Here is a 22,986-nt window from a genome sequence, read left to right as displayed (position 1 = left end):
TACATACTATACACCTTATTCGCCTCTATTTAACCACACTAAAAATTAGTATTTTAAGCTCACAAAAAAGCATTTAAAAGTAGCTAAGCCACTTTTAAATGCTTTTTCAACTCTATTATTTTTCAGTCACATATGCCCACTTAAAGCTAAATTCTGGACTGATATTATGTTTTACTACTCCCTTTACATTTGGTTGTAAAACATAAGAATCTCCTCGTTGATATAAAGGTACAATCGCTACATCTTCTTCAAGTAATGTTTTTTCAGCTTTTCCTAACTCTTCCCAACGTTTTTTCGCATCGCTCATTAATTCCGTTCCAGCTTTTTTCACCATGCCGTCATATTTAGGGTCAGAGAAGCTCATTTGGTTATGAGAATGTCCAGTCTCAAACATATCTAAGAACGTCATTGGATCTGCATAATCTGGATTCCAACCACCGTATGAAATATCATATTGTTGCTCAGATTCTAATTTTAGTTTTTGCTTAAATGGCTGAAGTTTAATGTTAACTGTTACACCTTTTAAGTTCTTCTCAATTTGGTCCTTAATATATTCTCCAACTTTTTTCGCATTACCAGTATCATAGTTTAAGAATTCAATTGTAACTTGGTCTTTACCTAGCTCTTTTTTCGCTTCTTCCCAAGCTGCAGCAGCTTTTTTAGCATTTGGTTTTAAACCATTCTTAAACGTTTCTTGGAAGTCTTTACCGTCTGGTCCAGTTGCTAAACCTTTTGGTACTAAGAAGTCAGCTTCTTTTGATCCATCATTTAAAATTACGTTTGCTAAATTCTTTTTATCAACTGATAGTGCAATTGCTTCACGTAACTTTTTACTCTTTAATGGTGTATCTTGTCCATCACGTTTTTGGTTCATACGAATGAAATACGTACTCACTTGTGAATATGTTCCGAATTCATCTTTCTTATTTCTGTATTTATCTACGAACTCTCCAGTTAATAAAGCAAAGTCAACTTGACCGCTATCATATAAATTGATAAGAGTTGCTGGTTCTTTAACAACACTGAAGTTAACTTCTTCAAGTTTTACAGTCTTTTTATCCCAATATTGATCATTTTTCTTTAATTGCCATCCTTGTTCATGCTTCCAATCTTTAAGAACGAACGGTCCATTATAAACTGTTGTATCAGACTCTATACCGAACTTCTCCCCTTTTTCTTTTACGAATTTTTCATTTAATGGGTAGTACGATGGGAATGCTACTAAGTTTAAGAAGTACGGTACCGCTTGCTCTAATTCAACTTCAAGCGTAAGATCATCTACCGCTTTCACTCCTAATTCAGCTACAGGTTTTTCACCTTTATTAACCACTTCTGCATTTTTAATTGGGAATGCGATAAATGCATACTCAGCAGCTGTTTTTGGATCTAATAGACGTTGCCAAGCATATACGAAATCTTTCGCCGTTACTGGATCTCCATTTGACCATTTTGCATCTTTACGTAGTTTGAACGTATATTTTTTACCATCTTCACTTTTCGTGCTAGATTCTGCTGCAGCTGGAATAGGCTTATTATCTTTATCAAGACGATATAATCCTTCCATCGTATTCCCTAGCATTTGTGAAGATACTGTATCTGTTGATTTAGAAGAATCCATCGTTGGAATCTCTTGGTTTACTGTTCGATTCAACACTTGTTTTGCCGCTAATTTTCCCTCTGACTTGCTATCTCCACTTGAGTTTGTGCTTGTCTTTTTATCTCCGCCTGATGTAGAACATGCTGTTAACGCCATGCTCATTGCTAAAACCGGTGCTACAACTGCTGTTAGTTTTTTCATTTGTTTCTTTTTCATTTTGTACCCTCCCTAATTCTTAACGATAGCTATTAAAGAATTTTCTGATAATTCTGTTTTTCTCTATATATTTATCAGACGATTCTTACTAATTCTTATTCTACTAATTTTTTAATTTTTGTAAAGTATTATTATTGAAAATTTTTAAAAAATTATTTTTTTACAGTAATATTCATAAAAATGCCATATGTTGTTCAAACCTTATTTCGCATTCATACACATTCGTTGTTTTAATCACTTTCATCTCATTTACCACTTGAATACTTGTTAATTATTACTAATAAATAATGCATATATCTAAAAACATCTTTTCTACAAAAATAAAAAAGTCAGCAAAGCTGACTTTTTACCCGGCCATTTTTTTTCGTTTCATTTCCTCTACTACTCTCGTATACTTCTCATCATCAAATTCATTTTCACTTTTTGCAACAACTACAGTTGCAATACCGTTACCAATTAAATTAACGATAGCACGTGCTTCTGACATGAAACGATCTACACCAAGTAATAACGCTAAACCTTCTAATGGGATAACATTCATTGCAGATAGAGTAGATGCTAGCACAATGAATCCCCCGCCGGTTACTGCTGCTGCTCCTTTAGATGTAACTAATAAAATAGCTATTATAGTTAATTGTTGACCTAGTGAAAGATCGACGTGGAAAACTTGTGCTAAAAATATAGTAGCCATCGATAAATAAATTGTTGTTCCATCTAAGTTAAAAGAATAGCCTGTTGGAATGACTAAACCTACTACCGGTTTCGAACACCCGAAGTCTTCCATCTTTGTCATCATTCGCGGCAGTACTGATTCTGACGATGATGTCCCGAGAACAATAAGTAATTCTTCTTTAATATGAGCTAAATATTTCCACAAACTAAATTTATACAGTTTACAAATAAAATTTAAAACAATAAAAACAAATAATGCCATTGTCGCATATACACAAATCATTAATTTGCCAAGTGGTATGAGCGTGCTTAAACCATACTTCCCAATTGTAAATGCCATCCCACCGAATGCTCCAACCGGTGCTAATTTCATTACAATTGATAAAATGTTAAAAAATACTTTCGATAATCTTTCAAAAAAATCAATAACCGGTTGTCCATTTTTCCCTAACATCGTTAATCCTGCGCCAAATAAAATGGAGAAGAATAACACTTGTAAAATATCACCTTTTGCAAATGCTTCAAACATGTTAGACGGCACAATATGTAAAAAGAAATCCATCCATTTCATTTCTTGCCCGCTTTGTACATATTGTGAAACATCTCCGCCTTTTAGTTTTGAGGGATCTAATCCATCTCCGGGACGCACAACATTCGCTACGATGATACCAATAATTAAAGCAGCTGTTGTAACAATTTCAAAATATAATAGTGCCTTCCCACCAACACGGCCTACCTTTTTCATACTTCCCATACTTGCAATACCGAGTACAATTGTTAAAAAGATAATCGGTGCAATAACCATTTTAATCATATTGATGAATGTTTCACCAATTGGCTTCATTTGTTGTCCAACACTCGGCCAAATTGCCCCTACTGCAATACCACAAATAATGGCCACAATAACTTGGAATGTTAAATTCTTTGCAATTCTCATTTTTGCTACTCCCCTGTATTTTCATTTCTCCCAAACTATTTTAAGCAATAACATTTATTCTATGTGATAGCCCCCTTGCTACTTAACTTGAACCCTACTATTACGTTACACTATTAACTCTAATTCTTAAATAGTATATAACATTAAAAACTAAATGTCATACCATTAGACAAAAATAAAAAAGCAGACATTACATCTGCTTTAATTCTCCTCAATTTGCTTTTCACTTAATCCTAGATGTGTTCTAAGAGTATTACTCAAACTCTGTAGATCTTTTTTATTAGGATTATAATAATATACACGTTGCCCGTTTGGGCCATTAGGTAAGTATAAATCATCACCAGCTAATTGTATTTTTTCAACTGAACCGTTTAAACCGTATTTATAAAAAGATAAAATATCGTCCATTACTAAATTTGTTTTAAAATCACCATCAACCGCCTCAACTATTTTTTCTAGCTTCGTAATCGATTCTACACTTTTTAATTTACTTAAAATCGCTTCAATAACAAGTTGTTGGCGCTGTCCTCTCATTGCATCACTATCAATATGGCGCGTTCTTGCTAGTGCGAGTGCTTCTTCCCCATTTAATTTTTGTAATCCTTTTTTCAAATGAATCGTATCAGGTTCATCTTTACTATTTTGCTCCGTAAATTCAACTGGGACATCCACTTCAATACCATCTAACCCATCAACAATTTTAGTAAAGGAACCAAAATTAAATTTCACAAAATAATCAACAGGCACCTGTAACAATTTTTCTACCGCTTCCACAGAAGCTTGCGGTCCTCCATCTTTACCATTTTTAACGAAACCACTTCCATATGCATGGGTTATTTTATCTTTTTTCTTTTCAACTGGAACATATGTGTATGTATCACGTGGTATGCTCGTTAATTTCACTGTTTTATCATCTTTATTAAAAGTCGCTAACAGTAATGCATCTGTATGAAATGCACCATTATATTCCTTTTGTCGTTCTTGATTTTCATCAATTCCCATAATTAAAAGTGAAACATGATTTGCAATTGGCTTTACAGATTTCTCACGTAAATTGGATTTTTCACCTCGTGCTAAATTCAAATTAGATTTTTGTACGAGACTAGAAGTTTTCATATATACATAAGCTCCATAGCCAATTCCACCAAATAGTAATACCGCCAGTAGTAAACTTATTATCGTTTTCTTTTTATATTTTTGCTTAATTTTCTCTTCTCTTAAAGATGAATGATTCCCCATTTACTCTCCTCCTGTCTCTATTCATCAAATATGTTTTTCATTTTTTCATATTTAGCGCTATCCTTTTGAAACATACTTTCTTTCAATCCCTTATCTATTTGTATCCATTCAGTCGTAACTGAATATTGAATCAAGCCTTCTTGAAAACTAAGAAATTTCAACATAATCCCTGTATTTTTCTCCACAACCATTTCGAATTTCCCTCTTAAATCTTCAGAGGTGCTAACAGGCATCTCTATGTTGATAACTCCTTCAATTTTGTAACAATCTAATCCAAGATATTTCGTTTCTTTATAATTCCAATCTTTATATCGAATTAACAAATCTGCAAATTCTGATTGAATACTATATTTAGCTAGCCCTACATATTCATCATCATATCTCTTTTTCTCATCTGATTTTCTCACTACCCTTTCCGTAGGATTTAATTTTAATAGTTCATTGTTTCTTTCTTTCGGGTTCCATTTTGTCTCTTTATAGGTATACTTCTCATCATCAAACTCTTTTTTCTTGCCCTCGTTATATATAATTGTTCGTTTTTTCGCTAGTTTATCTTCTTTCGAAGAGATACCTCTTTGTTTCTCCGTATCAATCGCATACTTATATGTTGTAGCAATTCTTGATGAGCTAGAATATTCCTCAAATTGTCCTGAAATATTTTTAAAATAATCAATAGAATCTAGCATCTTTTGATGAATCTTTTCTTTATCTGGATAATGTACATTCGATTTTATTTCTTCTTCATTTTCATAATCAGAAAATGCTTTTTTCTTTACATATTCAAATACTCCACCGTTTTGCGCAAAACTTTGTATAGAAAACTCAGACATAGATACCACTGAAAGTATACAAACCGCTGCACTAATTATCATCATATAAATTTTGTAACTCTTCTTTTTTACCTTAAGATTATGTACCGTGCCATTAATCTTTTCATTTAACTCTGGAGGTACTATAACATTTTCATCTTTTATTCTCTTTTTTAATTTCTCATCAAATAATTTTTCATTATCCATCCTTTGCACCCCCTATTCCATCTTTAATCGTTTTTGTAGTTGTTCCCTCGCACGTGATAATCTTGATTTCACTGTTCCTTTCGGTATTTCTAACAGCTTTACTATACTCTCTTGATTCATGTCTTCATAGTAATAAAGCACCGTAACAGCTCTTAATTCTTCATGTAACGATTGAATCGCATTACACAAATCTATATCTTCATACTGATCACACGCACTCATATTGTAATCATTCTCTTCTGTCACAATTACCTTTTTATAAGCTCTAATAATATTGTTACACTCATTTATTAGTATTCGAATTAACCAAGTTTGAAAAAATTCTTCTTTTTTTAATTTTTTTATATTTTCATAGGCTTTTAAAATTGTTGTCTGTATCGCATCCTCTATATTTGTCTCATCACGTAACATCGCCTTTGCTATTCGATACATTTTCACTTTTTCTGTATGTATAAGCGCTATAAAGGCTTCATGATCACCTTTTTTCGCTAAAGAAACATCCGTTTCTTCTTTTATAATCATTTTATATAAAGGGATTACTTTCACAATCGCTCCTCCTGTTTCATCCTCACTTCATCACTTCCAATTTAACTTTACATGTATTAGACGTATGAACCTAGAAAAAGGTTCACTTTTTTGAATATTTTTGTAATTAAAAAGATAAATATCCTTTATAAGGATGCAATGAACATACTAGTTTAAATTTACAAATAAAAAAAGCCCACTTTCTCAGTGGACTTTCTACTTTATAACGGTAAATCCCTCTTCCTAAATACTACAATCGCTACGATAAAAATACAAAGCGCTACAGCAGTTAAACTTATACTTACCGGCCATATATTATATGATCCTTCAGCAATTTCTTTCGGACGAAACAGCGTGAATAATGATAGGTTTTTCATCCATTCTAACTTATCACTTAACTTCCCTACCATATCTAATACGAAAAATAAGATAGTTAAACTCGCTGAATAACTTAGTGCTTTTCTTTCGTCATTACATATACAAGAAAAGAAAAATGAATAGGCACTAACGACTAAAAATATGAGCCCTCCGACTACATTTATCTTCAAAAATAATTCTTTATTTAAGTTATTATCCTCTAAAAACCATTCTGCACCTACTGTACCCGCTACATACGTAACCGCTACAATAATCAGTAGTCCTAATATAAGAATAGCCGCTTGCGTAATTGCGATTCGTACTCTAGATACAGGCGTTGCTAGCAAGTATGCCATTGCTCCTTTATCTACATGACGAGCAATTAAATGTGTCGCAACTGTTACGCAAAAAATTGTTAAAATGATAATAAACAATAGACTATAGTATTCGCCCGCTAAAAAATCCATTACGTTTTGAATCGGACTTTCCATACCAACGATTTTTTTCACACTATCAGGCATGGCAGCTATTAATTCATTTAGCCCTTTCGCTGATACCATTGACGGGAATATCCAAATTAATAACCACAGATATAAAGCTGCACCAGACGCATAACTCAAAATACTTTTTTGTGTTTCTTTCAAACTAGCTAAAAATAATCGCTTATTCATGCGCTATCCCTTCTTTCTTATCGTAATAATGCATAAATAAATGTTCTAAATCCATCGCTCTCGTTTGAAGTGCCGTTACATTATAGTTTGAAAGTGTTTGTAAAACAGTTTGATAATTTCCTTGTACAATGATAGATGCCTCTCTGCCTTTTACCGCTTCAAATTGCAAATTACACTTTGTAAGGGACTCAATCTCTTCTTGTGATGATACTATTACATCTATCACCTGTCTTCTCATACTTTGTAAATCGTGAATATTTTCAACCGTTACGAGTCGACCATCTTTAATAATAGCTACTCTGTCACAAGTTCTCTCTATTTCAGTGAAAATATGTGATGACATTAGGATTGTTTTTCCTCTTTGCTTTTCCTCTAATATTAAATCTATAAACACTTGCTGCATAAGTGGATCAAGTCCAGATGTTGGTTCATCTAAAATTAACACCTCTGGATCGTGCATAAATGCAGCGACTATCCCTACTTTTTGCTTCATTCCTTTAGACATTTTGCGAATCGGTGTTTTCACATCAAATTGCAGACGCTCTATCAGTTCATCTCGTCTTTTTGTATCCTTTAATCCACGCATTCCTTGCATTAATTTTAAAAATTCTAATCCGTTCATTCCTTCAATAAAAGAAATTTCACCCGGTAGATAACCAACTTCCCTTTGAATTTTCGCTGCTTCATTCCAACAATCTAATCCAAAAATTGTCGCTTTACCAGCTGTCGGTTTTATAAATCCCATTAAATTACGAATCGTCGTTGATTTTCCGGCACCATTCGGTCCTAAATAACCAAATACTTCTCCCTCTTTTACATCAAATGTAATATGAAACAAACCTTTTCCATTCGAAAACTGTTTTGTGACATCTTGAACTGAAATCATAATTCCACCTCATTTTTTGAAATATTTAATATGTGATATTTCAAAATTATTGTACTCCTCATCTTCCATATTCGCAACAATTTTTTGAAATATTTATTAGTCCATATTTCAAAATTATTGTTTTCCATTATTTTTTCTTGTATATTTTAAGTGAGGTGATTGCATTGAACGGCTTTGAAAGAGTAAAAGAAAAGAAAAAGCGTGCCATTAAAGAAGCAGCATTCGTATTATTTTCAGAACGTGGATTTAATGAAGTGAAAATAGAACATATCGCAAAAGAAGCAAACGTTTCTCAAGTTACAATTTATAATCATTTCGGAAGTAAAGATGCGTTATTTAGGGAGCTTATACAAGAATTTATCATATCTGAATTTCAATATTATAAAGAGCTTGCGGAAGAAAAATTACCTTTTCATGATATGATGCAAAAAATGATTGTAAGAAAAATGAATACTGGCGGATTATTTCAACCTGATATGTTACTACAAATGATGCAAAGGGACGAAGAACTCCGTAAGTTTATTTATAGTTATCAAAATGAAAAAATCCTGCCCTGGTATTTAGAAATATTAGAACGAGCTCAGCGCAAAAACGAAATTAATCCACACCTTACTAAAGAAATGATGTTACTTTACATTCAAATGTTTACAAAGTTAGGTGATGAATTTGGAGCACAACTTCTTGAAGGAGATCGCGAAAAACATATACAAGATATCGTTACGATGTTCTTCTATGGTCTTTCTGTTCCACAAAAATAAAAAGACACGAATTTCGTGTCTTTTTATTTTATAGAAATGACTCTACCCTTTTCACTGCTTTCAATCGCTAATTGAATCAGTTTAATAACATCTAAACCTTCTTTTGCTGTTACAGGTAGTTTCTCACCATTTAATATACTATCTCGTACACCTTTATAATAATTGTTATAACAACCGACTTCTGTTGGAATACGCTCTAAGCTTTCTTCTGTTTCTAAAGTAGCAAAATTCTCTTCATCGTCTACTCCATAACCGTTATCACCTGGCTTCATTCCATTTTTTAATTGCTCTTCCTGCGAATCCATACCGTACTTCACGATAGAACCTTTCTCTCCATGCACTATAAAATGCGGTCCAGCTTTTTTCACATAACTACTACTACGTAAAATGACACGTTTAACTCCGTAATGAAGTTCTATGTGGAAATAATCATCCACCTCTGCACCTGGTCGTTGTTTTATTACATCTGCACTTATAGCATCTGGTTTCCCGAATATTGATAACGCTTGGTCAATTAAATGCGATCCTAAATCATATAATATACCGGAGCCTGGTAGATTTTTTTCTCTCCATCGATCACGTACATGTGGACGGAAACGATCAAAATTCGATTCATATGCATATACATTCCCTACTCTGTTTTCTCCTAACAATTTCTTAATTGTTAAGAAATCATTATCAAAACGACGATTATGATATACGCTTAACATTACATTATGCTGCTCTGCTAATAAAATAAGCTCTTCCCCTTCTTCAATTGAAACAACAAATGGTTTTTCTACAACAACATGCTTACCGTTTAAAATTGCTTCTTTTACATATGGAAAATGAGTTGTATTAGGTGATGTAATAACAACTAAGTCAACATCAGCTCGCTTCACCAATTCATCAATTGTACTAACAACATTAGCGTTTGGTAATGTTTCTTTTACTACCTCTTCTTTTGAGGATAATACAGCACGAATATCATATTCTTCTATCGTTTGTAATAGTGGGATATGAAATGTCGTACTTGAAAAACCAAATCCTACAATCCCTACACCTATTTTTTTCATGTTGCCCCTCCATTTGTCCCGCTCTAACGGGCAGTAAGATTCCTAACTCAAAATTCAGCGAAAGCTAAGGAATTAGGTGAGGAATCAACTGCTCGTTAAAGCCCGATTGATTCAACTAATAATCAATGTGGATAAAGAAAATCCCATTGATTAAAGTTTCACTTTATGAGAACGATTTCATCCAGTTATTATAACAAGATTATTATTATTTACATAATAAATTGCCTAGAAAAAAGCATCTTGCTATTATTCATAGCAAGATGCCCTCTTTATTCTGGTCTTTTCTTCGTCCACGTTTCTACTACTTCACCAGTATCATTAACATCTAGCACTAGGCTACCATTACTATACCGGTCTTTATTTCGATACGCTTTCGGATCAATCTCTTCTACAATGTTTTTCTCTGTCTTCATGTAAACTAATTCATCGTCCCGAACAATTTCAATACCGACAATGCGGTACGGATTACGTTTTAATTCTTTGAAAATAACTAGACCTCGTTTCGCCCTCGTTGATTTTTCAATTTCTGATGCTTTTAGACGTTTTACAGCACCGCGCTGTGTTACGAGAATAAGTTGATCTTTATCACCATTTAACGGTTTACCAGAAGCGACATAGTCATCTTCTTTTAAATTAATTGCTTTCACTCCAGCAGCTCTTACACCGACTGGACTTACTTCATCTTCATGGAAAATAAGTGCATATGCACCGTGTGTAGCAAGAACGATATCACTCGTTCCATCTGTCGCAAATATATCGACAACTTCATCATCTTTTTTCAAGTTTACAGCAACGAATGCCCTTGAATAACGCTGAACTTTATATTGATTTAATTCTGTTTTCTTTATCATACCATTTCGTGTTACAAATACGATAAATCGTTTTTCTTCCTCAAAGTTCGGTACAACCGTTGCCCAAATGATTGTTTCATCCCGGTCGAGTGAAACGATATTAGCAACGTGCTGACCTAAATCTTTCCAACGAATATCTGGCATTTCGTATACTGGCAGATATATATAGTTTCCTTTATTCGTAAATAAGAGGACTGTCTCTGTCGTATTCGTATCGAATCGTTCAAGTAAGATGTCACCCTCTTTCATACCGAAGTCTTTGCCGTTCGAGGCATTATGTGAGCGCCATCCAGTACGTTTCACATATCCTTCTTTCGTTACAGTAACGATGACATCTTCTTGTGGGATCATCACTTCTACATCGATTTTAATTTCCTCGATTTGATCTTCAATAATCGCGCGTCGATCATCACTATATGTTTTCTTAACTCTCTTTAAATCTGTTTTAATTACTTGAAGTAATCTTTTTTCACTTTGTAAAATTGCCTGTAGCTCAATAATTTTCTTATTAAGCTCATCTGCTTCTTCTTGTAACGCTGTAATGTCTGTATTCGTTAAGCGATATAATTGCAAGGAAACAATTGCTTCTGCCTGTGCTTCTGTAAAGCCAAATTTTGCACTTAAATTATCTTTCGCGTTACGTTTATCTTTTGAAGCTCGAATTGTCTCGATTACTTGGTCTAAAATCGATAATGCTTTCTTTAAACCTTCTACAATATGTTGACGATTTTCTGCTTTTCTTAATTCATATTGCGAACGTCTCGTAATAACCTCTTTTTGATGTCCAATATAAGCATCCAAAATTTTCGGTAATGTCATAAGTGTTGGACGACGATTATTGATCGCTACCATATTAAAGTTATATGGAATTTGCAAATCTGTATTTTTATATAAATAATTTAAAATACCTTCGGCGTTTGCTTCTTTCTTTAATTCAACAACAATTCGTAAACCAGTACGATCTGTCTCATCACGCACCTCAGCAATACCATCTAACTTTTTATCTAGACGTAATTCATCCATTTTCTTTACAAGGTTTGCCTTATTCACTTCGTAAGGAATTTCAGTGATTACAATTTGTTGTTTCCCACCGCGCACTGTTTCAACTTCTGCTTTTCCGCGAATAATAATTTTACCTTTACCTGTTTCATATGCCTTTTTAATACCATCAATCCCCTGAATAATACCGCCTGTTGGGAAATCTGGTCCTTTCATAACTGTTAATAAATCATCAACAGTACTATTTGGCTTATCAATACGCATCATTGTAGCATCAATAACTTCTCCAAGATGATGCGGAGGAATTTCTGTTGCATAACCAGCGGAAATCCCTGTAGATCCGTTCACTAATAAATTGGGGAACGCTGCTGGTAATACAACTGGTTCTTCACTCGTATCATCAAAGTTTGACACGAATTCAACTGTTTCTTTATCAAGATCACGTAATAATTCAGATGCAATTGGTGATAAACGAGCTTCCGTATAACGCATCGCTGCCGCTGGGTCCCCATCAACACTACCGTTATTACCATGCATTTCAACTAAAACATTACGTACTTTCCAAGTCTGGCTTAAGCGTACCATTGCTTCATATACAGAGGAATCTCCATGTGGATGATAATTACCGATAACATTACCTACTGTTTTAGCTGATTTACGAAACGCTTTATCATGTACATTACCTTCTACATACATAGAATATAAAATACGTCTTTGTACTGGCTTTAAGCCATCACGTGCATCTGGAAGTGCACGATCTTGAATAATATATTTACTATAACGTGCAAAGCGATCACCTAACACGTCTTCAAGCGGGAGGTCATGAAACTTCTCTGCTTGCATGTTATTCCACCTCCGTCTCCATAATCATTTCATTTTCTAAAATATTTCCTTCTTCTTGCATACCAAACTGTACATTACGTTCAATCCATTTACGGCGCGGTTCTACTTTATCGCCCATTAACGTTGTAACGCGACGCTCTGCTCTTGCTGCATCATCAATTTTTACGCGAATTAATGTACGCGTTTCAGGATTCATTGTTGTTTCCCATAATTGATCCGCATTCATTTCACCAAGTCCTTTATAACGTTGTAACATATAGCCTTTTCCAACTTTTTTCGTTACACCGTCTAATTCCTCATCTGACCAAGCGTATTCAATTACCTCACTCTTACCTTTTCCTTTACTTACTTTGTATAAAGGAGGAAGTGCGATAAATACTTTACCAGCTTCGATAAGTGGCTTCATATATCTGTAGAAGAACGTTAATAACAATACTTGAATATGAGCCCCATCGGTATCGGCATCGGTCATAATTACAACTTTATCGTAGTTAATATCTTCAACATCAAATTCATTTCCTACACCGCCGCCAATCGCATAAATGATTGTATTAATCTCTTCATTTTTAAAGATATCAGCAAGCTTTGCTTTTTCTGTATTAATTACTTTACCACGTAACGGTAATACGGCCTGGAAACGTCTGTCTCGTCCTTGTTTCGCAGAACCACCGGCAGAGTCACCCTCTACTAGGTATAGTTCATTTTTTTGCGGGTTACGTGATTGTGCAGGTGTTAATTTCCCGCTTAACGTACCTTCTGATTTTTTCTTTTTCTTACCACTACGCGCTTCTTCTCTTGCTTTACGGGCTGCTTCACGGGCTTGTGCTGCTTTAATTGCTTTTCTCACAAGAAGTGTAGCTACATCAGGGTTTTCTTCTAAAAAGTATGCTAAATGCTCAGATACAATGGCATCAATTGAAGAACGCGCTTCACTTGTACCTAGTTTCCCCTTCGTTTGCCCTTCAAACTGAAGCACTTCTTCTGGTACACGTACCGAAACGATAGCCGCTACACCTTCACGAATATCTGTACCTTCTAAGTTTTTATCTTTTTCTTTTAATAGTGCTACTTTACGAGCATACTCGTTAAACACACGCGTCATCGCTGTTTTAAATCCAGCTTCATGTGTTCCACCATCTTTTGTACGTACATTATTTACAAACGAAAGAATATTTTCTGAGTAGCCATCGTTAAATTGAAATGCTAGTTCTGCTTCAATCCCATTTTGTTCACCAGTGAAATATACAACTGGATGAATGGAATCTTTTTCTTCGTTTAAATAGGAAACGAAAGCTTCAATTCCTGTTTCATAATGAAAGACATCTTCTAAATCATTTCGTTCATCTTTTATTGAGATTTTCATCCCTTTTAATAAGAATGCAGATTCGCGTAATCTCTCACATAATGTTTCATAGTTATAATTTGTAGTGCTGAAGATCGTTGTATCTGGTTTGAAATGCATTGTTGTACCAGATTCTTTCGTCTTTCCGATTTTCTCAAGCGTCGTTACAGGAATACCACCATTTTCAAAGCGTTGTTCATAAATATTTCCGTCACGCTTAATCGTTACGACTAACCATTCAGACAAGGCGTTTACAACTGATGCCCCAACACCATGTAAACCACCACTCGTTTTGTAACCACCTTGACCAAACTTACCACCGGCATGAAGTACAGTTAAAATAACTTCAGGTGTAGGTTTCCCAAGTTTATGCATTCCCGTAGGCATTCCTCGCCCTTTATCTATAACGCTAATACTATTATCTTTATGTATTACGACTGAAATTTCGTCGCCAAATCCCGCTAACGCTTCGTCAACGGAGTTATCTACTATTTCATATACTAAATGATGCAATCCACGGCTGTCCGTGCTCCCGATATACATACCCGGGCGTTTTCGAACGGCTTCAAGTCCTTCTAACACTTGAATCGCATCTTCATTATATTGGAACTGATGCTTCGCCAAACTCCTTGCCCCTTTCCTAATCCAAAATCAGAACATATGTTTCTATTATAGAATAACGCCTCGACTATCGTTTTGGCAAGTTATCTTATCTCTTTTATATACCATTTTCAATAGAAAAATCCTTGTTTTCTCACAAGGATTCCTCTAGGCTACTATTTCAGAAAAATAATCGTTTGTCAACGAGAAATGGATATGTATTCCAAGATTACACATTCCAAACCTTTATTATGATCCAAATGATCAAGATCCAAAACGGGATTACAAGTAACAATCCCCAAAAACAGCCTTTAAAAAATCTCATGATGAACACCTCGTTCATCGGCCCTACTTATCTATAATGAGGGCTGAATCAATCTTTCTACCTTTAAATCTATACTATTTTGTCATCGCATGTTCTACTTTAATACAACGATCCATTATTACAGTATAGTCTTTTTCTTTTAAAAGTTTATATGTATCCTCATCTTGTACTCCTAATTGTGCCCAAAAAACATCTGCATCAATCTCTACAAATTCTTTTGCAACATCCATTAAAAACTCTGAGCGACGAAATATATTTACTATGTCAACGTGTTCCTTAATATCCTTTAGTGAAGAAACTGCCTTTTCTCCAAGCACCTCATCTACTGTTGGATTAACTGGAATAATGCGGTATCCAGCATCTTGCATTGCTTTTGAAACCATATACGATGTACGTTCTGGCTTATCTGATAATCCAACAACCGCAATTGTTTTGCTTTTCTTTAGCACTTCACCAATTTCCGTACGAGTTGGGTTTTCAATTGTCATAATTAATCCCTCCTATTCCTTTAGTATAGCCGATAAAGAAAGTCTCTTTCAATATGAAAGAGACTTTCTTTTATTTCGATTATTGATTCTTTGTAGCTGAATTATCTGCTAAAGTAGCCGATTTCGTCATTTTTTGACCGTTACGGTAGAATGTAACTTCTACTTTCTCGCCTACTTTTTTCTTTTCATATAAATATTTACGGAATTGAAGAGCATTCTCTACTTTTTGATTATCTAATGCTACTACAATATCATATTGCTCTAAACCAGCTTTTTCAGCCGGTGAGATTGGGTAAATTTTACCTAATACAACACCATTAGTTACTTCTTTCGGTACTTTCAATTGATTGACTGCATAAGCTTGCACATCTTCTAATGAAACAACACCTACTCCAAGCGCTGGACGTTTTACTACTCCATCTTTTTCAAGAGATTCAATAACTGGTTTTGCGATATTAATTGGAATAGCAAATCCAATTCCTTCAACTTCTTGTTGTGCAATTTTACTTGAATTAATCCCAATTATTTCACCATTTTGGTTAAATAATGCACCACCACTGTTACCAGGGTTAATCGCTGCATCTGTTTGAATAACTTGTGCTTGCCAATCTGGTCGTTTATCGCCATCAATATCAACCGGAATTTCGCGTTCTTTACTACTGATTATACCTTCCGTTACACTTCCATCAAATCCTAGCGGGTTACCGATTGCAATGGCTTTTTCACCCGCACGAAGTTTACTTGAATCACCTAAAGTGGCAACTTTATTTACATGAGATCCATCAATTTCAACAACTGCTAAGTCTAACCAAGGGTCCTTACCAACTAATTTCGCATCAACTTGCTTTCCGTCGCTCAGCTTCACAGCAAGTTTATTTGCTCCATCCACTACATGGTTGTTTGTTACAATATATGCTTTATTCCCTGCTTTTTTATAAATAACACCTGATCCTGAACCAGCTTGTTGTTCTTGACCTGTCGGTTGCATTGCAAATGGATCAACACTTTGTTGCATATTAATAACACCTACAACAACATCTTTCGCCCCTTCAATCATACCAGGTAAATCAGTTTCATTTTTCGCTTTATTTACAACAGGAACTACAGTACCTTCTACTTTTGAATCCGAACTAAATGATGATACTGGCGCTCCATTATTTTGAGCCCATGGCATATATGGTGCTGCAAAACTAATCGAAACCGCTCCGACTACAGCTCCCACTAAACCTGTGAAGAAATAGCCTTTTTTACTACCTGATTTTCTCACTTCTCTCGTTTCACTATGCTCTTCATTTAAATTTGGTCCGTCGTAATATCCCATGTTTTATTTCCCCTCTCTGGTGAATTCGTATTTTCAGTATAGTCACGTTTTGTGTCCTTCTTGTGAACTCATCGTGAAATCTAATTAAAAAAATACTCCTATCTAACATTGTAGACAAAAAAAGTATTTTTTGTACATTCTACCTTCAAAAGAGAGTATAAAATCGCCATTTCCCTAGGCTAAATTACACAAATCGTTCTAGATTATTCTTCAAATTTATAACCAACTCGAATAACAGTACCGATATGCTTCGCTTTATCTCCTAGCTTATTTCGAAGTTTTTTAATATGGGTATCAACCGTTCGGTCATCACCGTAATAGTCATATCCCCATAACTGATCTAATAAATGTTGACGTGATAACACGATTCCTTTGTTCTCCATTAAATACACAAGAAGTTCAAATTCTTTATGTGTCAATATAATTTCTTCTCCATCTACTAAAACAGTTCTAGATAGACGATTTACTTCTATTCCAGCTAAAGACATAGCATTTTCTTCCGCTACTCCTACCGCACCATCCGCACGTTTCAATAACGTCTTTGCACGAGCTACTAATACTTTCGGGCTAAATGGTTTCGTTACATACTCGTCTGCACCTAATTCGAAACCTAGCAATGTATCATCCTCATCCGAACGTGCTGTCAACATAATAATTGGTACTGCTGATTCTTTTCTAATTCTTCTACAAACAGACCATCCATCTATTTCTGGTAACATAATATCTAACATAATTAAATCAATTTCATGCTCTGCAAATAACTCTAACGCTTTTTTTCCATCTTCTGCTTCGATTACTTCAAAGCCTTCATTACGAAAATAATCACTAACAATTTCACGTAATCTTCTTTCATCTTCAACAAGCAATACTGTTTTATTCATATCATCTATCCCGCCTTTTTACTCTTTCAATCGAATAATACGTTGATTGGAGCTTCCGCGAAATGGAAGTGTTAAATCTTTTTTCTCAATTTCAAACCTTCCATCGACTAAAACATCCCCATAATGTAACAACTCTATCATATCATTATTTTGAGAACTCTGTATCTCTTCTAACGTATAACCTGTATACATCCATAGGTTTTTTTTAAAATCTTTCACGATTTTTGCTACCTTTTTCACTTCAGCAGCTTGAAAAAATGGATCTCCACCTGAAAATGTTACATCAGTTAATGGATTACTTGCAATCTCTTTCACAATTTCTTCTACTGTCATTTCCGTTCCATTGCAAATATTCCATGATTTCGGATTATGGCAACCAACGCAACGATGCGGACAGCCCGCAAAAAACACGACTGTCCGCAATCCTTCTCCATCTACTACACTATCATGAATAATATTCATCACTTTCATTTATGTTTCACCCGATCTATCTCTTCACTACGTTTCGCACTATTCCACTTCGACATATCTCCTACAAGATAGCCTGTTATACGGCGAATTCTTTCTATATTAGCCTCATCTTCATTCCCGCAACTTGGACATTCATTCCCAATAACCCCGTGATAACTACAGCACTTACAACGGTCAACAGGATGATTAATTGAACCATATCCAACGCCATGTTCTGCCATAGCTTGTACAATTTGTTTTAATGCCTTTTTGTTATGCATTGCTGCTCCGTCTAGTTCAATATAAGTAATGTGTCCTCCATTACAGAGAGCATGGAACGGGCCCTCTAAACGGATTTTATTTATCGCTTGAATGTTATAATAAACTGGAATATGGAATGAATTCGTATAGTAATTATGGTTCGTTATACCGCTAATTTCACCAAATTCTTCTCTATCTTTTTTCACAAACTTCCCTGATAATCCTTCTGCTGGAGTTGCAATTACTGAGAAATTCAGTTGATGTTCTTCTGTCGCTTTATCCATTCTATCTCTCATAAAGGAAATAATTTCATACCCAAGTTTCCATGATTCTTCATCTTCCCCATGATGCTTTCCTGTTAAAGCTACTAAACATTCCGCAAGACCGATAAAACCAATACTTAACGTCCCTTGTTTTAAAATCGAGGCTACGGAGTCTTCAGGCTGCAACGTTTCTCCACCACGCCATACACCTTGTGAATATAAAAACTGAAAATCTCTTGCTCGCTTCGTACATTGATACGCATATCTTTCTAATAGCTGCTTAATTCCTAAATCTAAATAATAGTTTAGCGCTTCAAAAAACGCTTCTTTTGAACCACTAATTAACGCTAATTTCACTAAATTAATAGACGTAAATGATAAATTCCCTCTACCAATCGCTGTTTCTTCTCCATGTATATTAGACATAACACGGGTACGACATCCCATGTAACATACTTCACTTTCTGGTCTTCCATCATAATGCACTGCATTAAACGGCGCATCTAAAAATGAAAAGTTAGGGAATAATCGCTCTGCGGTTGTCTCTAATGCTAATTCAAATAAATCGTAGTTCGGATCACTTTCTTCAAAATTCACACCTTTTTTCATCTTGAAAATTTGAATTGGAAAAATCGGTGTCTCTCCTTTACCAAGTCCAGCTTGTGTCGCTTTTAAAAGTTGTTTAATTAACATTCTTCCTTCTTTTGATGTATCTGTTCCGTAATTAATAGAAATAAACGGGACTTGTCCTCCGCCCCTACTATGCATACTATTCGAATTATGAACGAAAGCCTCACACGCTTGATACGTATCATTTTCCGTTTCTTTCCATGCAAATTCTTCTATTTGTTCTTTCGTAAGCGGATATGATTGTAATCGTTTTTTATGTCTCTCAATTGTTTTTCGTACATAAGGTGCTAAATCAATATCAAAGAGTGCAAACGATTGACCACCATGCTGCATATTTTGATTCGCTTGAAAAATAATAGACGCAAGAGCCAATGCACTTTTAATGTCTTGCGGTTGTCTCATATGTCCATGCCCCGTATGAAAACCGTTAGCAAGCATTTGTGCTAACGGAATTTGTGAACAAGTCGTCGTTCCTGTCGCATAAAAATCTAAATCATGTGGATATAATATATTTTCATTTATTGCTTTTTTCACTTGATCTGACAATAAATTCTCAACAGCATAATATTTTGCACTCTCAGATGCGAAGGTTCCCATTACGCCCATTGGAGAGCGGCCGTCTACATTTGCATTTTCTTGCATTAAATCTTGTTCATTGCCGTGGACTATTGTCTCGAACACTTTCATTAATTCTTCTTCTCCACGTGTATTATTTTGTAACATTTATAACCCTCCACCAATATGTTGTTATCTTTTGATTAAAATGTTACTACATATAGTCTTACTGTTTCTGTGAGAAATGTAACATTACTGTGAAATTTTTTTCACGAAATAATGAATTTTTCATTTACAAAAAAGAAATGTGCTCTTTACAAATGTATGGTACAATATACGGGAAAAACTCTTTTTACCCTTTATCAACACATTTGAATAAAGGAGACTGAACTTATGGTTACTACATATCTTTTATTTATCGTTGCCTACTTACTTGGCTCGATTCCATTTGCACTAGTTGTTGGAAAAATTGGCTACGGAATCGATATTCGTGAGCACGGGAGCGGTAATCTAGGCGGAACAAACACATTCCGCACATTAGGGAAAAAAGCAGGTTTTACCGTTACAATTGCTGACATTTTAAAAGGGACTTTAGCAACAAGTCTACCAATGATTTTCGGATTAGATATTCACCCACTATGGTTCGGGTTAGCGGCTGTTCTTGGACATGTCTATCCAATCTTCGCGAAATTCCGCGGTGGTAAAGCAGTTGCAACTTCTGCTGGGGTACTATTATGCTATTCACCAGTTGTTTTTGCAATATTGGCTGTTGTATTTTTCACCCTTTTATTTACAACAAGATACGTATCACTTTCTTCTATGGTAACAGCAGTTGTTGCTGTTATTGCATCCATTGTTAGCGGGGATAAAATCTTCATTATTGCGATGTGTTTATTAGCAGGTATGGTTATTTATAAACACCGTGCAAATATCGGACGAATTATAAATAAAACTGAACCAAAAGCAAACTTTTCAAAAAAGCAAAAATAAGATCGTAACCCACATAACGCAAAAAGAAAACGTGAAGCATATTAATAGCGTCTTTTTGCGTTATTTTTTATACTAAAGAAAAAGCAACATAATTTGGAGGAACTATACATGAATCTTTCCGTAACAAAAGAAGCAGCACAATGGTATAAAAATGAATTAAACTTACAATCAAATGAAACACTACGCTTTTTCGTACAATACGGTGGTTGCAGTACTGTGCAAAAAGGACTTTCTTTAGGTATTCGTAAAGATGATCCTGCACACCCTGCTGTTCAAATTCAAGAAGAAGGCATTAACTTCTTTATTGAAGGCGATGATGAATGGTTCTTCGATGGACATAATTTATCTGTTACACTTAACGAAGGTGACGACTTCCCACAATTTAATTATGAAAAATAAAAAAACGTGGCTTCTGCCACGCTTTTTTATTTTTTCTTAATTTCCTCATATTTCGCATACCACTCAGGATATAACTTTTTAAATGATACAGGACGGAACCCTTCTTTTTTCGCACAAATATTCGTCGTACTTGCAGTAATACACAGTTCACCATCACCATTATATATTTCATATCCATATACAACGCGAAGTGGGCTCACAGTATCTACCCATGTTTTTACGATTGCTTTTTCTCCGTAACGCATCGCTTTACGATATGAAATTTGTAAATCTAACACAGGAGAAATAATTCCTTCTTTCTCCATTTCAACATATGAAAAACCTAAATCTTGTATAAGTTTCGTGCGACCTAACTCAAGCCACACTAAGTAGTTTGAATGGTAAACAACACCCATTTGATCTGTTTCCGCATAACGGATTTCAACTTCATGTTCTGCTACAAACATATGTATTCGCCTTCTTTCACTTCTGCTGCCTTGCATACATTTAATCATAATACAGTAACATCAAAAATAAAATAAAAACAGTGAATCTTTTACTGAAAGGAGCCAGCATATGATTCAAATTGTAACGGTTCGTAGCGGTGATAGCGTATATAGCTTGGCATCAAAATATGGATCGACACCTGACGAAATAGTAAAAGACAATGGACTAAATCCAGCTGAAACGCTCGTTGTTGGTCAGGCACTTATCGTTAATACAAAAGGAAATAATTATTATGTACAGCCTGGTGACAGCCTCTATCGGATTTCTCAAACATATAATGTCCCCCTCGCTAGTTTAGCTAAAGTTAATAATTTATCTTTAAAATCTATTCTCCATGTCGGACAACAATTATATGTACCAAAAGGCACAAAACGAGCTGTAGAATCCATCGCTTATTTACAACCTTCCACTATACCGATTAAAGAGAGTTTAGTTAATGCTACACGTGCCATCAATCCATTTTTAACATATTTAGCTTATTTTAGTTTTGAGGCAAAAAGAGATGGCACATTAAAAGAACCTACTGAAACAGCTAAAATTGCTAATATTGCAACGCAAGGGCAAACAATCCCTATGCTCGTTATTACAAATATTGAAAATGGTAATTTCAGTGCCGATCTAACATCGGTTATTTTACGCGACGCAACGATTCAAAACAAATTTATTACTAACATTTTGCAAACAGCTGAAAAATATGGCATGCGAGACATTCATTTCGATTTCGAGAGTGTAGCACCCGAAGACCGCGAGGCATATAATCGCTTTTTACGAAATGTAAAAACACGCTTACCTAGCGGGTACACATTAAGCACAACTCTCGTACCGAAAACAAGTTCAAATCAAAAGGGAAAATTTTTCGAAGCCCATGATTATAAAGCGCAAGGGCAAATTGTTGATTTCGTCGTCATTATGACATATGACTGGGGTTGGCAGGGCGGGCCACCAATGGCAATCTCTCCTATCGGTCCTGTAAAAGAAGTACTTCAATACGCAAAATCTCAAATGCCTCCCCAAAAAATTATGATGGGGCAAAACTTATACGGATTCGATTGGAAACTTCCGTTCAAACAAGGGAATCCACCAGCAAAAGCAGTTAGCTCTGTCGCAGCTGTTGCACTTGCTCGTAAATATAATGTTCCTATCCGCTATGATTTCACAGCTCAAGCTCCACATTTTAATTACTTTGACGAAAATGGCGTACAACATGAAGTTTGGTTTGAAGATGCGAGGTCTATTCAAAGTAAATTCAATTTAATGAAAGAGCAGGGCATTGGCGGTATTAGTTATTGGAAGATTGGCTTGCCATTTCCACAAAATTGGCGTTTACTTGTTGAAAACTTTACGATTACGAAAAAGGGCTGACAAAAGTCAGC

Annotated in this window: 20 protein-coding genes; 4 read left to right on the top strand and 16 right to left on the bottom strand. The window is 35.0% G+C overall.

The features are described 5' to 3' along the window. Nucleotides 1-115 precede the first annotated feature (115 nt). The 7 genes from MR143_RS11930 to MR143_RS11900 all read right to left on the bottom strand — a co-directional run bounded on the left by MR143_RS11930 (nucleotide 116) and on the right by MR143_RS11900 (nucleotide 8,116). On the bottom strand, nucleotides 116-1,813 hold the full coding sequence (locus tag MR143_RS11930) for a peptide ABC transporter substrate-binding protein (RefSeq protein WP_000730150.1): 1,698 nt from the start codon (nucleotides 1,811-1,813) through the stop codon (nucleotides 116-118). 346 nt (nucleotides 1,814-2,159) lie between these two features. Further along, on the bottom strand, nucleotides 2,160-3,422 hold the full coding sequence (locus MR143_RS11925) for a dicarboxylate/amino acid:cation symporter (RefSeq protein ID WP_001216973.1): 1,263 nt from the start codon (nucleotides 3,420-3,422) through the stop codon (nucleotides 2,160-2,162). A 201-nt stretch (nucleotides 3,423-3,623) separates the two neighbouring features. Continuing rightward, entirely contained in the window at nucleotides 3,624-4,661 is a 1,038-nt protein-coding gene (locus MR143_RS11920; RefSeq protein ID WP_000526719.1) for an LCP family protein, read from the bottom strand. Nucleotides 4,662-4,678: 17 nt separating this feature from the next. Beyond that, nucleotides 4,679-5,677, bottom strand: coding sequence for a hypothetical protein (locus MR143_RS11915; RefSeq protein WP_000368249.1), 999 nt, complete (start codon nucleotides 5,675-5,677; stop codon nucleotides 4,679-4,681). A 12-nt stretch (nucleotides 5,678-5,689) separates the two neighbouring features. Continuing rightward, nucleotides 5,690-6,223 carry a sigma-70 family RNA polymerase sigma factor gene (locus MR143_RS11910; protein WP_000864722.1) on the bottom strand — a complete coding sequence of 178 codons (534 nt, stop codon included), beginning with the start codon at nucleotides 6,221-6,223 and terminating at the stop codon, nucleotides 5,690-5,692. 200 nt (nucleotides 6,224-6,423) lie between these two features. Then, the gene (locus MR143_RS11905; protein WP_001042488.1) at nucleotides 6,424-7,230 is read right to left on the bottom strand and encodes an ABC transporter permease subunit; all 807 of its coding nucleotides are present in this window, start codon (nucleotides 7,228-7,230) and stop codon (nucleotides 6,424-6,426) included. Next, entirely contained in the window at nucleotides 7,223-8,116 is an 894-nt protein-coding gene (locus MR143_RS11900) for an ABC transporter ATP-binding protein (RefSeq protein WP_000626564.1), read from the bottom strand. The genes MR143_RS11905 and MR143_RS11900 overlap by 8 nt, the downstream gene beginning before the upstream one ends. A 155-nt stretch (nucleotides 8,117-8,271) precedes the next feature. Here MR143_RS11900 and MR143_RS11895 point away from each other — a divergent pair, with 155 nt between their 5' ends. Beyond that, nucleotides 8,272-8,874, top strand: coding sequence for a TetR/AcrR family transcriptional regulator (locus MR143_RS11895; protein ID WP_116777626.1), 603 nt, complete (start codon nucleotides 8,272-8,274; stop codon nucleotides 8,872-8,874). Nucleotides 8,875-8,897: 23 nt separating this feature from the next. On the opposite strand, the gene MR143_RS11890 is transcribed toward MR143_RS11895, so the two are convergent. The 8 genes from MR143_RS11890 to MR143_RS11855 all read right to left on the bottom strand — a co-directional run bounded on the left by MR143_RS11890 (nucleotide 8,898) and on the right by MR143_RS11855 (nucleotide 19,906). Further along, nucleotides 8,898-9,929 (bottom strand): oxidoreductase, encoded by a 1,032-nt coding sequence (locus MR143_RS11890; RefSeq protein WP_000719766.1) that lies wholly within the window; start codon nucleotides 9,927-9,929, stop codon nucleotides 8,898-8,900. 269 nt (nucleotides 9,930-10,198) lie between these two features. Beyond that, nucleotides 10,199-12,622: a DNA topoisomerase IV subunit A gene (gene parC / locus MR143_RS11885; protein ID WP_001147463.1), complete on the bottom strand. Its 2,424-nt coding sequence runs from the start codon at nucleotides 12,620-12,622 to the stop codon at nucleotides 10,199-10,201. Between the two features lies 1 nt (nucleotide 12,623). Then, nucleotides 12,624-14,588: a DNA topoisomerase IV subunit B gene (parE, locus tag MR143_RS11880; protein ID WP_001062193.1), complete on the bottom strand. Its 1,965-nt coding sequence runs from the start codon at nucleotides 14,586-14,588 to the stop codon at nucleotides 12,624-12,626. 375 nt (nucleotides 14,589-14,963) lie between these two features. Then, on the bottom strand, nucleotides 14,964-15,377 hold the full coding sequence (locus MR143_RS11875) for a CoA-binding protein (protein ID WP_000151386.1): 414 nt from the start codon (nucleotides 15,375-15,377) through the stop codon (nucleotides 14,964-14,966). Between the two features lie 79 nt (nucleotides 15,378-15,456). After that, nucleotides 15,457-16,698, bottom strand: a complete 1,242-nt coding sequence (locus MR143_RS11870) for a S1C family serine protease (protein ID WP_000542644.1) — start codon at nucleotides 16,696-16,698, stop codon at nucleotides 15,457-15,459. A 203-nt stretch (nucleotides 16,699-16,901) separates the two neighbouring features. After that, nucleotides 16,902-17,579: a response regulator transcription factor gene (locus MR143_RS11865; protein WP_001044679.1), complete on the bottom strand. Its 678-nt coding sequence runs from the start codon at nucleotides 17,577-17,579 to the stop codon at nucleotides 16,902-16,904. A gap of 18 nt (nucleotides 17,580-17,597) precedes the next feature. Continuing rightward, nucleotides 17,598-18,050 (bottom strand): anaerobic ribonucleoside-triphosphate reductase activating protein, encoded by a 453-nt coding sequence (gene nrdG, locus MR143_RS11860; RefSeq protein WP_000867074.1) that lies wholly within the window; start codon nucleotides 18,048-18,050, stop codon nucleotides 17,598-17,600. Next, nucleotides 18,047-19,906 carry an anaerobic ribonucleoside triphosphate reductase gene (locus MR143_RS11855; RefSeq protein ID WP_000940062.1) on the bottom strand — a complete coding sequence of 620 codons (1,860 nt, stop codon included), beginning with the start codon at nucleotides 19,904-19,906 and terminating at the stop codon, nucleotides 18,047-18,049. The genes nrdG and MR143_RS11855 overlap by 4 nt, the downstream gene beginning before the upstream one ends. Before the next feature lie 225 nt (nucleotides 19,907-20,131). On the opposite strand from MR143_RS11855, the gene plsY reads away from it, so the two are divergent. After that, the gene (plsY, locus tag MR143_RS11850) at nucleotides 20,132-20,728 is read left to right on the top strand and encodes a glycerol-3-phosphate 1-O-acyltransferase PlsY (RefSeq protein WP_000258974.1); all 597 of its coding nucleotides are present in this window, start codon (nucleotides 20,132-20,134) and stop codon (nucleotides 20,726-20,728) included. Nucleotides 20,729-20,836: 108 nt separating this feature from the next. Continuing rightward, nucleotides 20,837-21,127: a HesB/YadR/YfhF family protein gene (locus MR143_RS11845; RefSeq protein ID WP_001054453.1), complete on the top strand. Its 291-nt coding sequence runs from the start codon at nucleotides 20,837-20,839 to the stop codon at nucleotides 21,125-21,127. Between the two features lie 26 nt (nucleotides 21,128-21,153). Here the strand turns inward: MR143_RS11845 and MR143_RS11840 are convergent, their stop codons facing one another. Continuing rightward, entirely contained in the window at nucleotides 21,154-21,573 is a 420-nt protein-coding gene (locus MR143_RS11840; protein ID WP_000495812.1) for an acyl-CoA thioesterase, read from the bottom strand. A gap of 109 nt (nucleotides 21,574-21,682) precedes the next feature. On the opposite strand from MR143_RS11840, the gene MR143_RS11835 reads away from it, so the two are divergent. Further along, entirely contained in the window at nucleotides 21,683-22,975 is a 1,293-nt protein-coding gene (locus MR143_RS11835; RefSeq protein ID WP_000614862.1) for a glycoside hydrolase family 18 protein, read from the top strand. The last annotated feature ends 11 nt before the right edge of the window (nucleotides 22,976-22,986 follow it).

Source organism: Bacillus cereus group sp. BfR-BA-01347 (genome assembly GCF_022663835.1).
Taxonomy (GTDB): domain Bacteria; phylum Bacillota; class Bacilli; order Bacillales; family Bacillaceae_G; genus Bacillus_A; species Bacillus_A thuringiensis_K.
This window is presented reverse-complemented; position numbering and strand designations above follow the sequence as displayed.

Coding starts and splice junctions, on each gene's coding strand:
- MR143_RS11930 (WP_000730150.1), bottom strand. CDS start 1,813: ATGAAAAAGAAACAAATGAAAAAACTAACAGCAGTTGTAGCACCGGTT.
- MR143_RS11925 (WP_001216973.1), bottom strand. CDS start 3,422: ATGAGAATTGCAAAGAATTTAACATTCCAAGTTATTGTGGCCATTATT.
- MR143_RS11920 (WP_000526719.1), bottom strand. CDS start 4,661: ATGGGGAATCATTCATCTTTAAGAGAAGAGAAAATTAAGCAAAAATAT.
- MR143_RS11915 (WP_000368249.1), bottom strand. CDS start 5,677: ATGGATAATGAAAAATTATTTGATGAGAAATTAAAAAAGAGAATAAAA.
- MR143_RS11905 (WP_001042488.1), bottom strand. CDS start 7,230: ATGAATAAGCGATTATTTTTAGCTAGTTTGAAAGAAACACAAAAAAGT.
- MR143_RS11900 (WP_000626564.1), bottom strand. CDS start 8,116: ATGATTTCAGTTCAAGATGTCACAAAACAGTTTTCGAATGGAAAAGGT.
- MR143_RS11890 (WP_000719766.1), bottom strand. CDS start 9,929: ATGAAAAAAATAGGTGTAGGGATTGTAGGATTTGGTTTTTCAAGTACG.
- parC (WP_001147463.1), bottom strand. CDS start 12,622: ATGCAAGCAGAGAAGTTTCATGACCTCCCGCTTGAAGACGTGTTAGGT.
- MR143_RS11875 (WP_000151386.1), bottom strand. CDS start 15,377: ATGACAATTGAAAACCCAACTCGTACGGAAATTGGTGAAGTGCTAAAG.
- MR143_RS11870 (WP_000542644.1), bottom strand. CDS start 16,698: ATGGGATATTACGACGGACCAAATTTAAATGAAGAGCATAGTGAAACG.
- MR143_RS11865 (WP_001044679.1), bottom strand. CDS start 17,579: ATGAATAAAACAGTATTGCTTGTTGAAGATGAAAGAAGATTACGTGAA.
- nrdG (WP_000867074.1), bottom strand. CDS start 18,050: ATGAAAGTGATGAATATTATTCATGATAGTGTAGTAGATGGAGAAGGA.
- MR143_RS11855 (WP_000940062.1), bottom strand. CDS start 19,906: ATGTTACAAAATAATACACGTGGAGAAGAAGAATTAATGAAAGTGTTC.
- plsY (WP_000258974.1), top strand. CDS start 20,132: ATGGTTACTACATATCTTTTATTTATCGTTGCCTACTTACTTGGCTCG.
- MR143_RS11845 (WP_001054453.1), top strand. CDS start 20,837: ATGAATCTTTCCGTAACAAAAGAAGCAGCACAATGGTATAAAAATGAA.
- MR143_RS11840 (WP_000495812.1), bottom strand. CDS start 21,573: ATGTTTGTAGCAGAACATGAAGTTGAAATCCGTTATGCGGAAACAGAT.
- MR143_RS11835 (WP_000614862.1), top strand. CDS start 21,683: ATGATTCAAATTGTAACGGTTCGTAGCGGTGATAGCGTATATAGCTTG.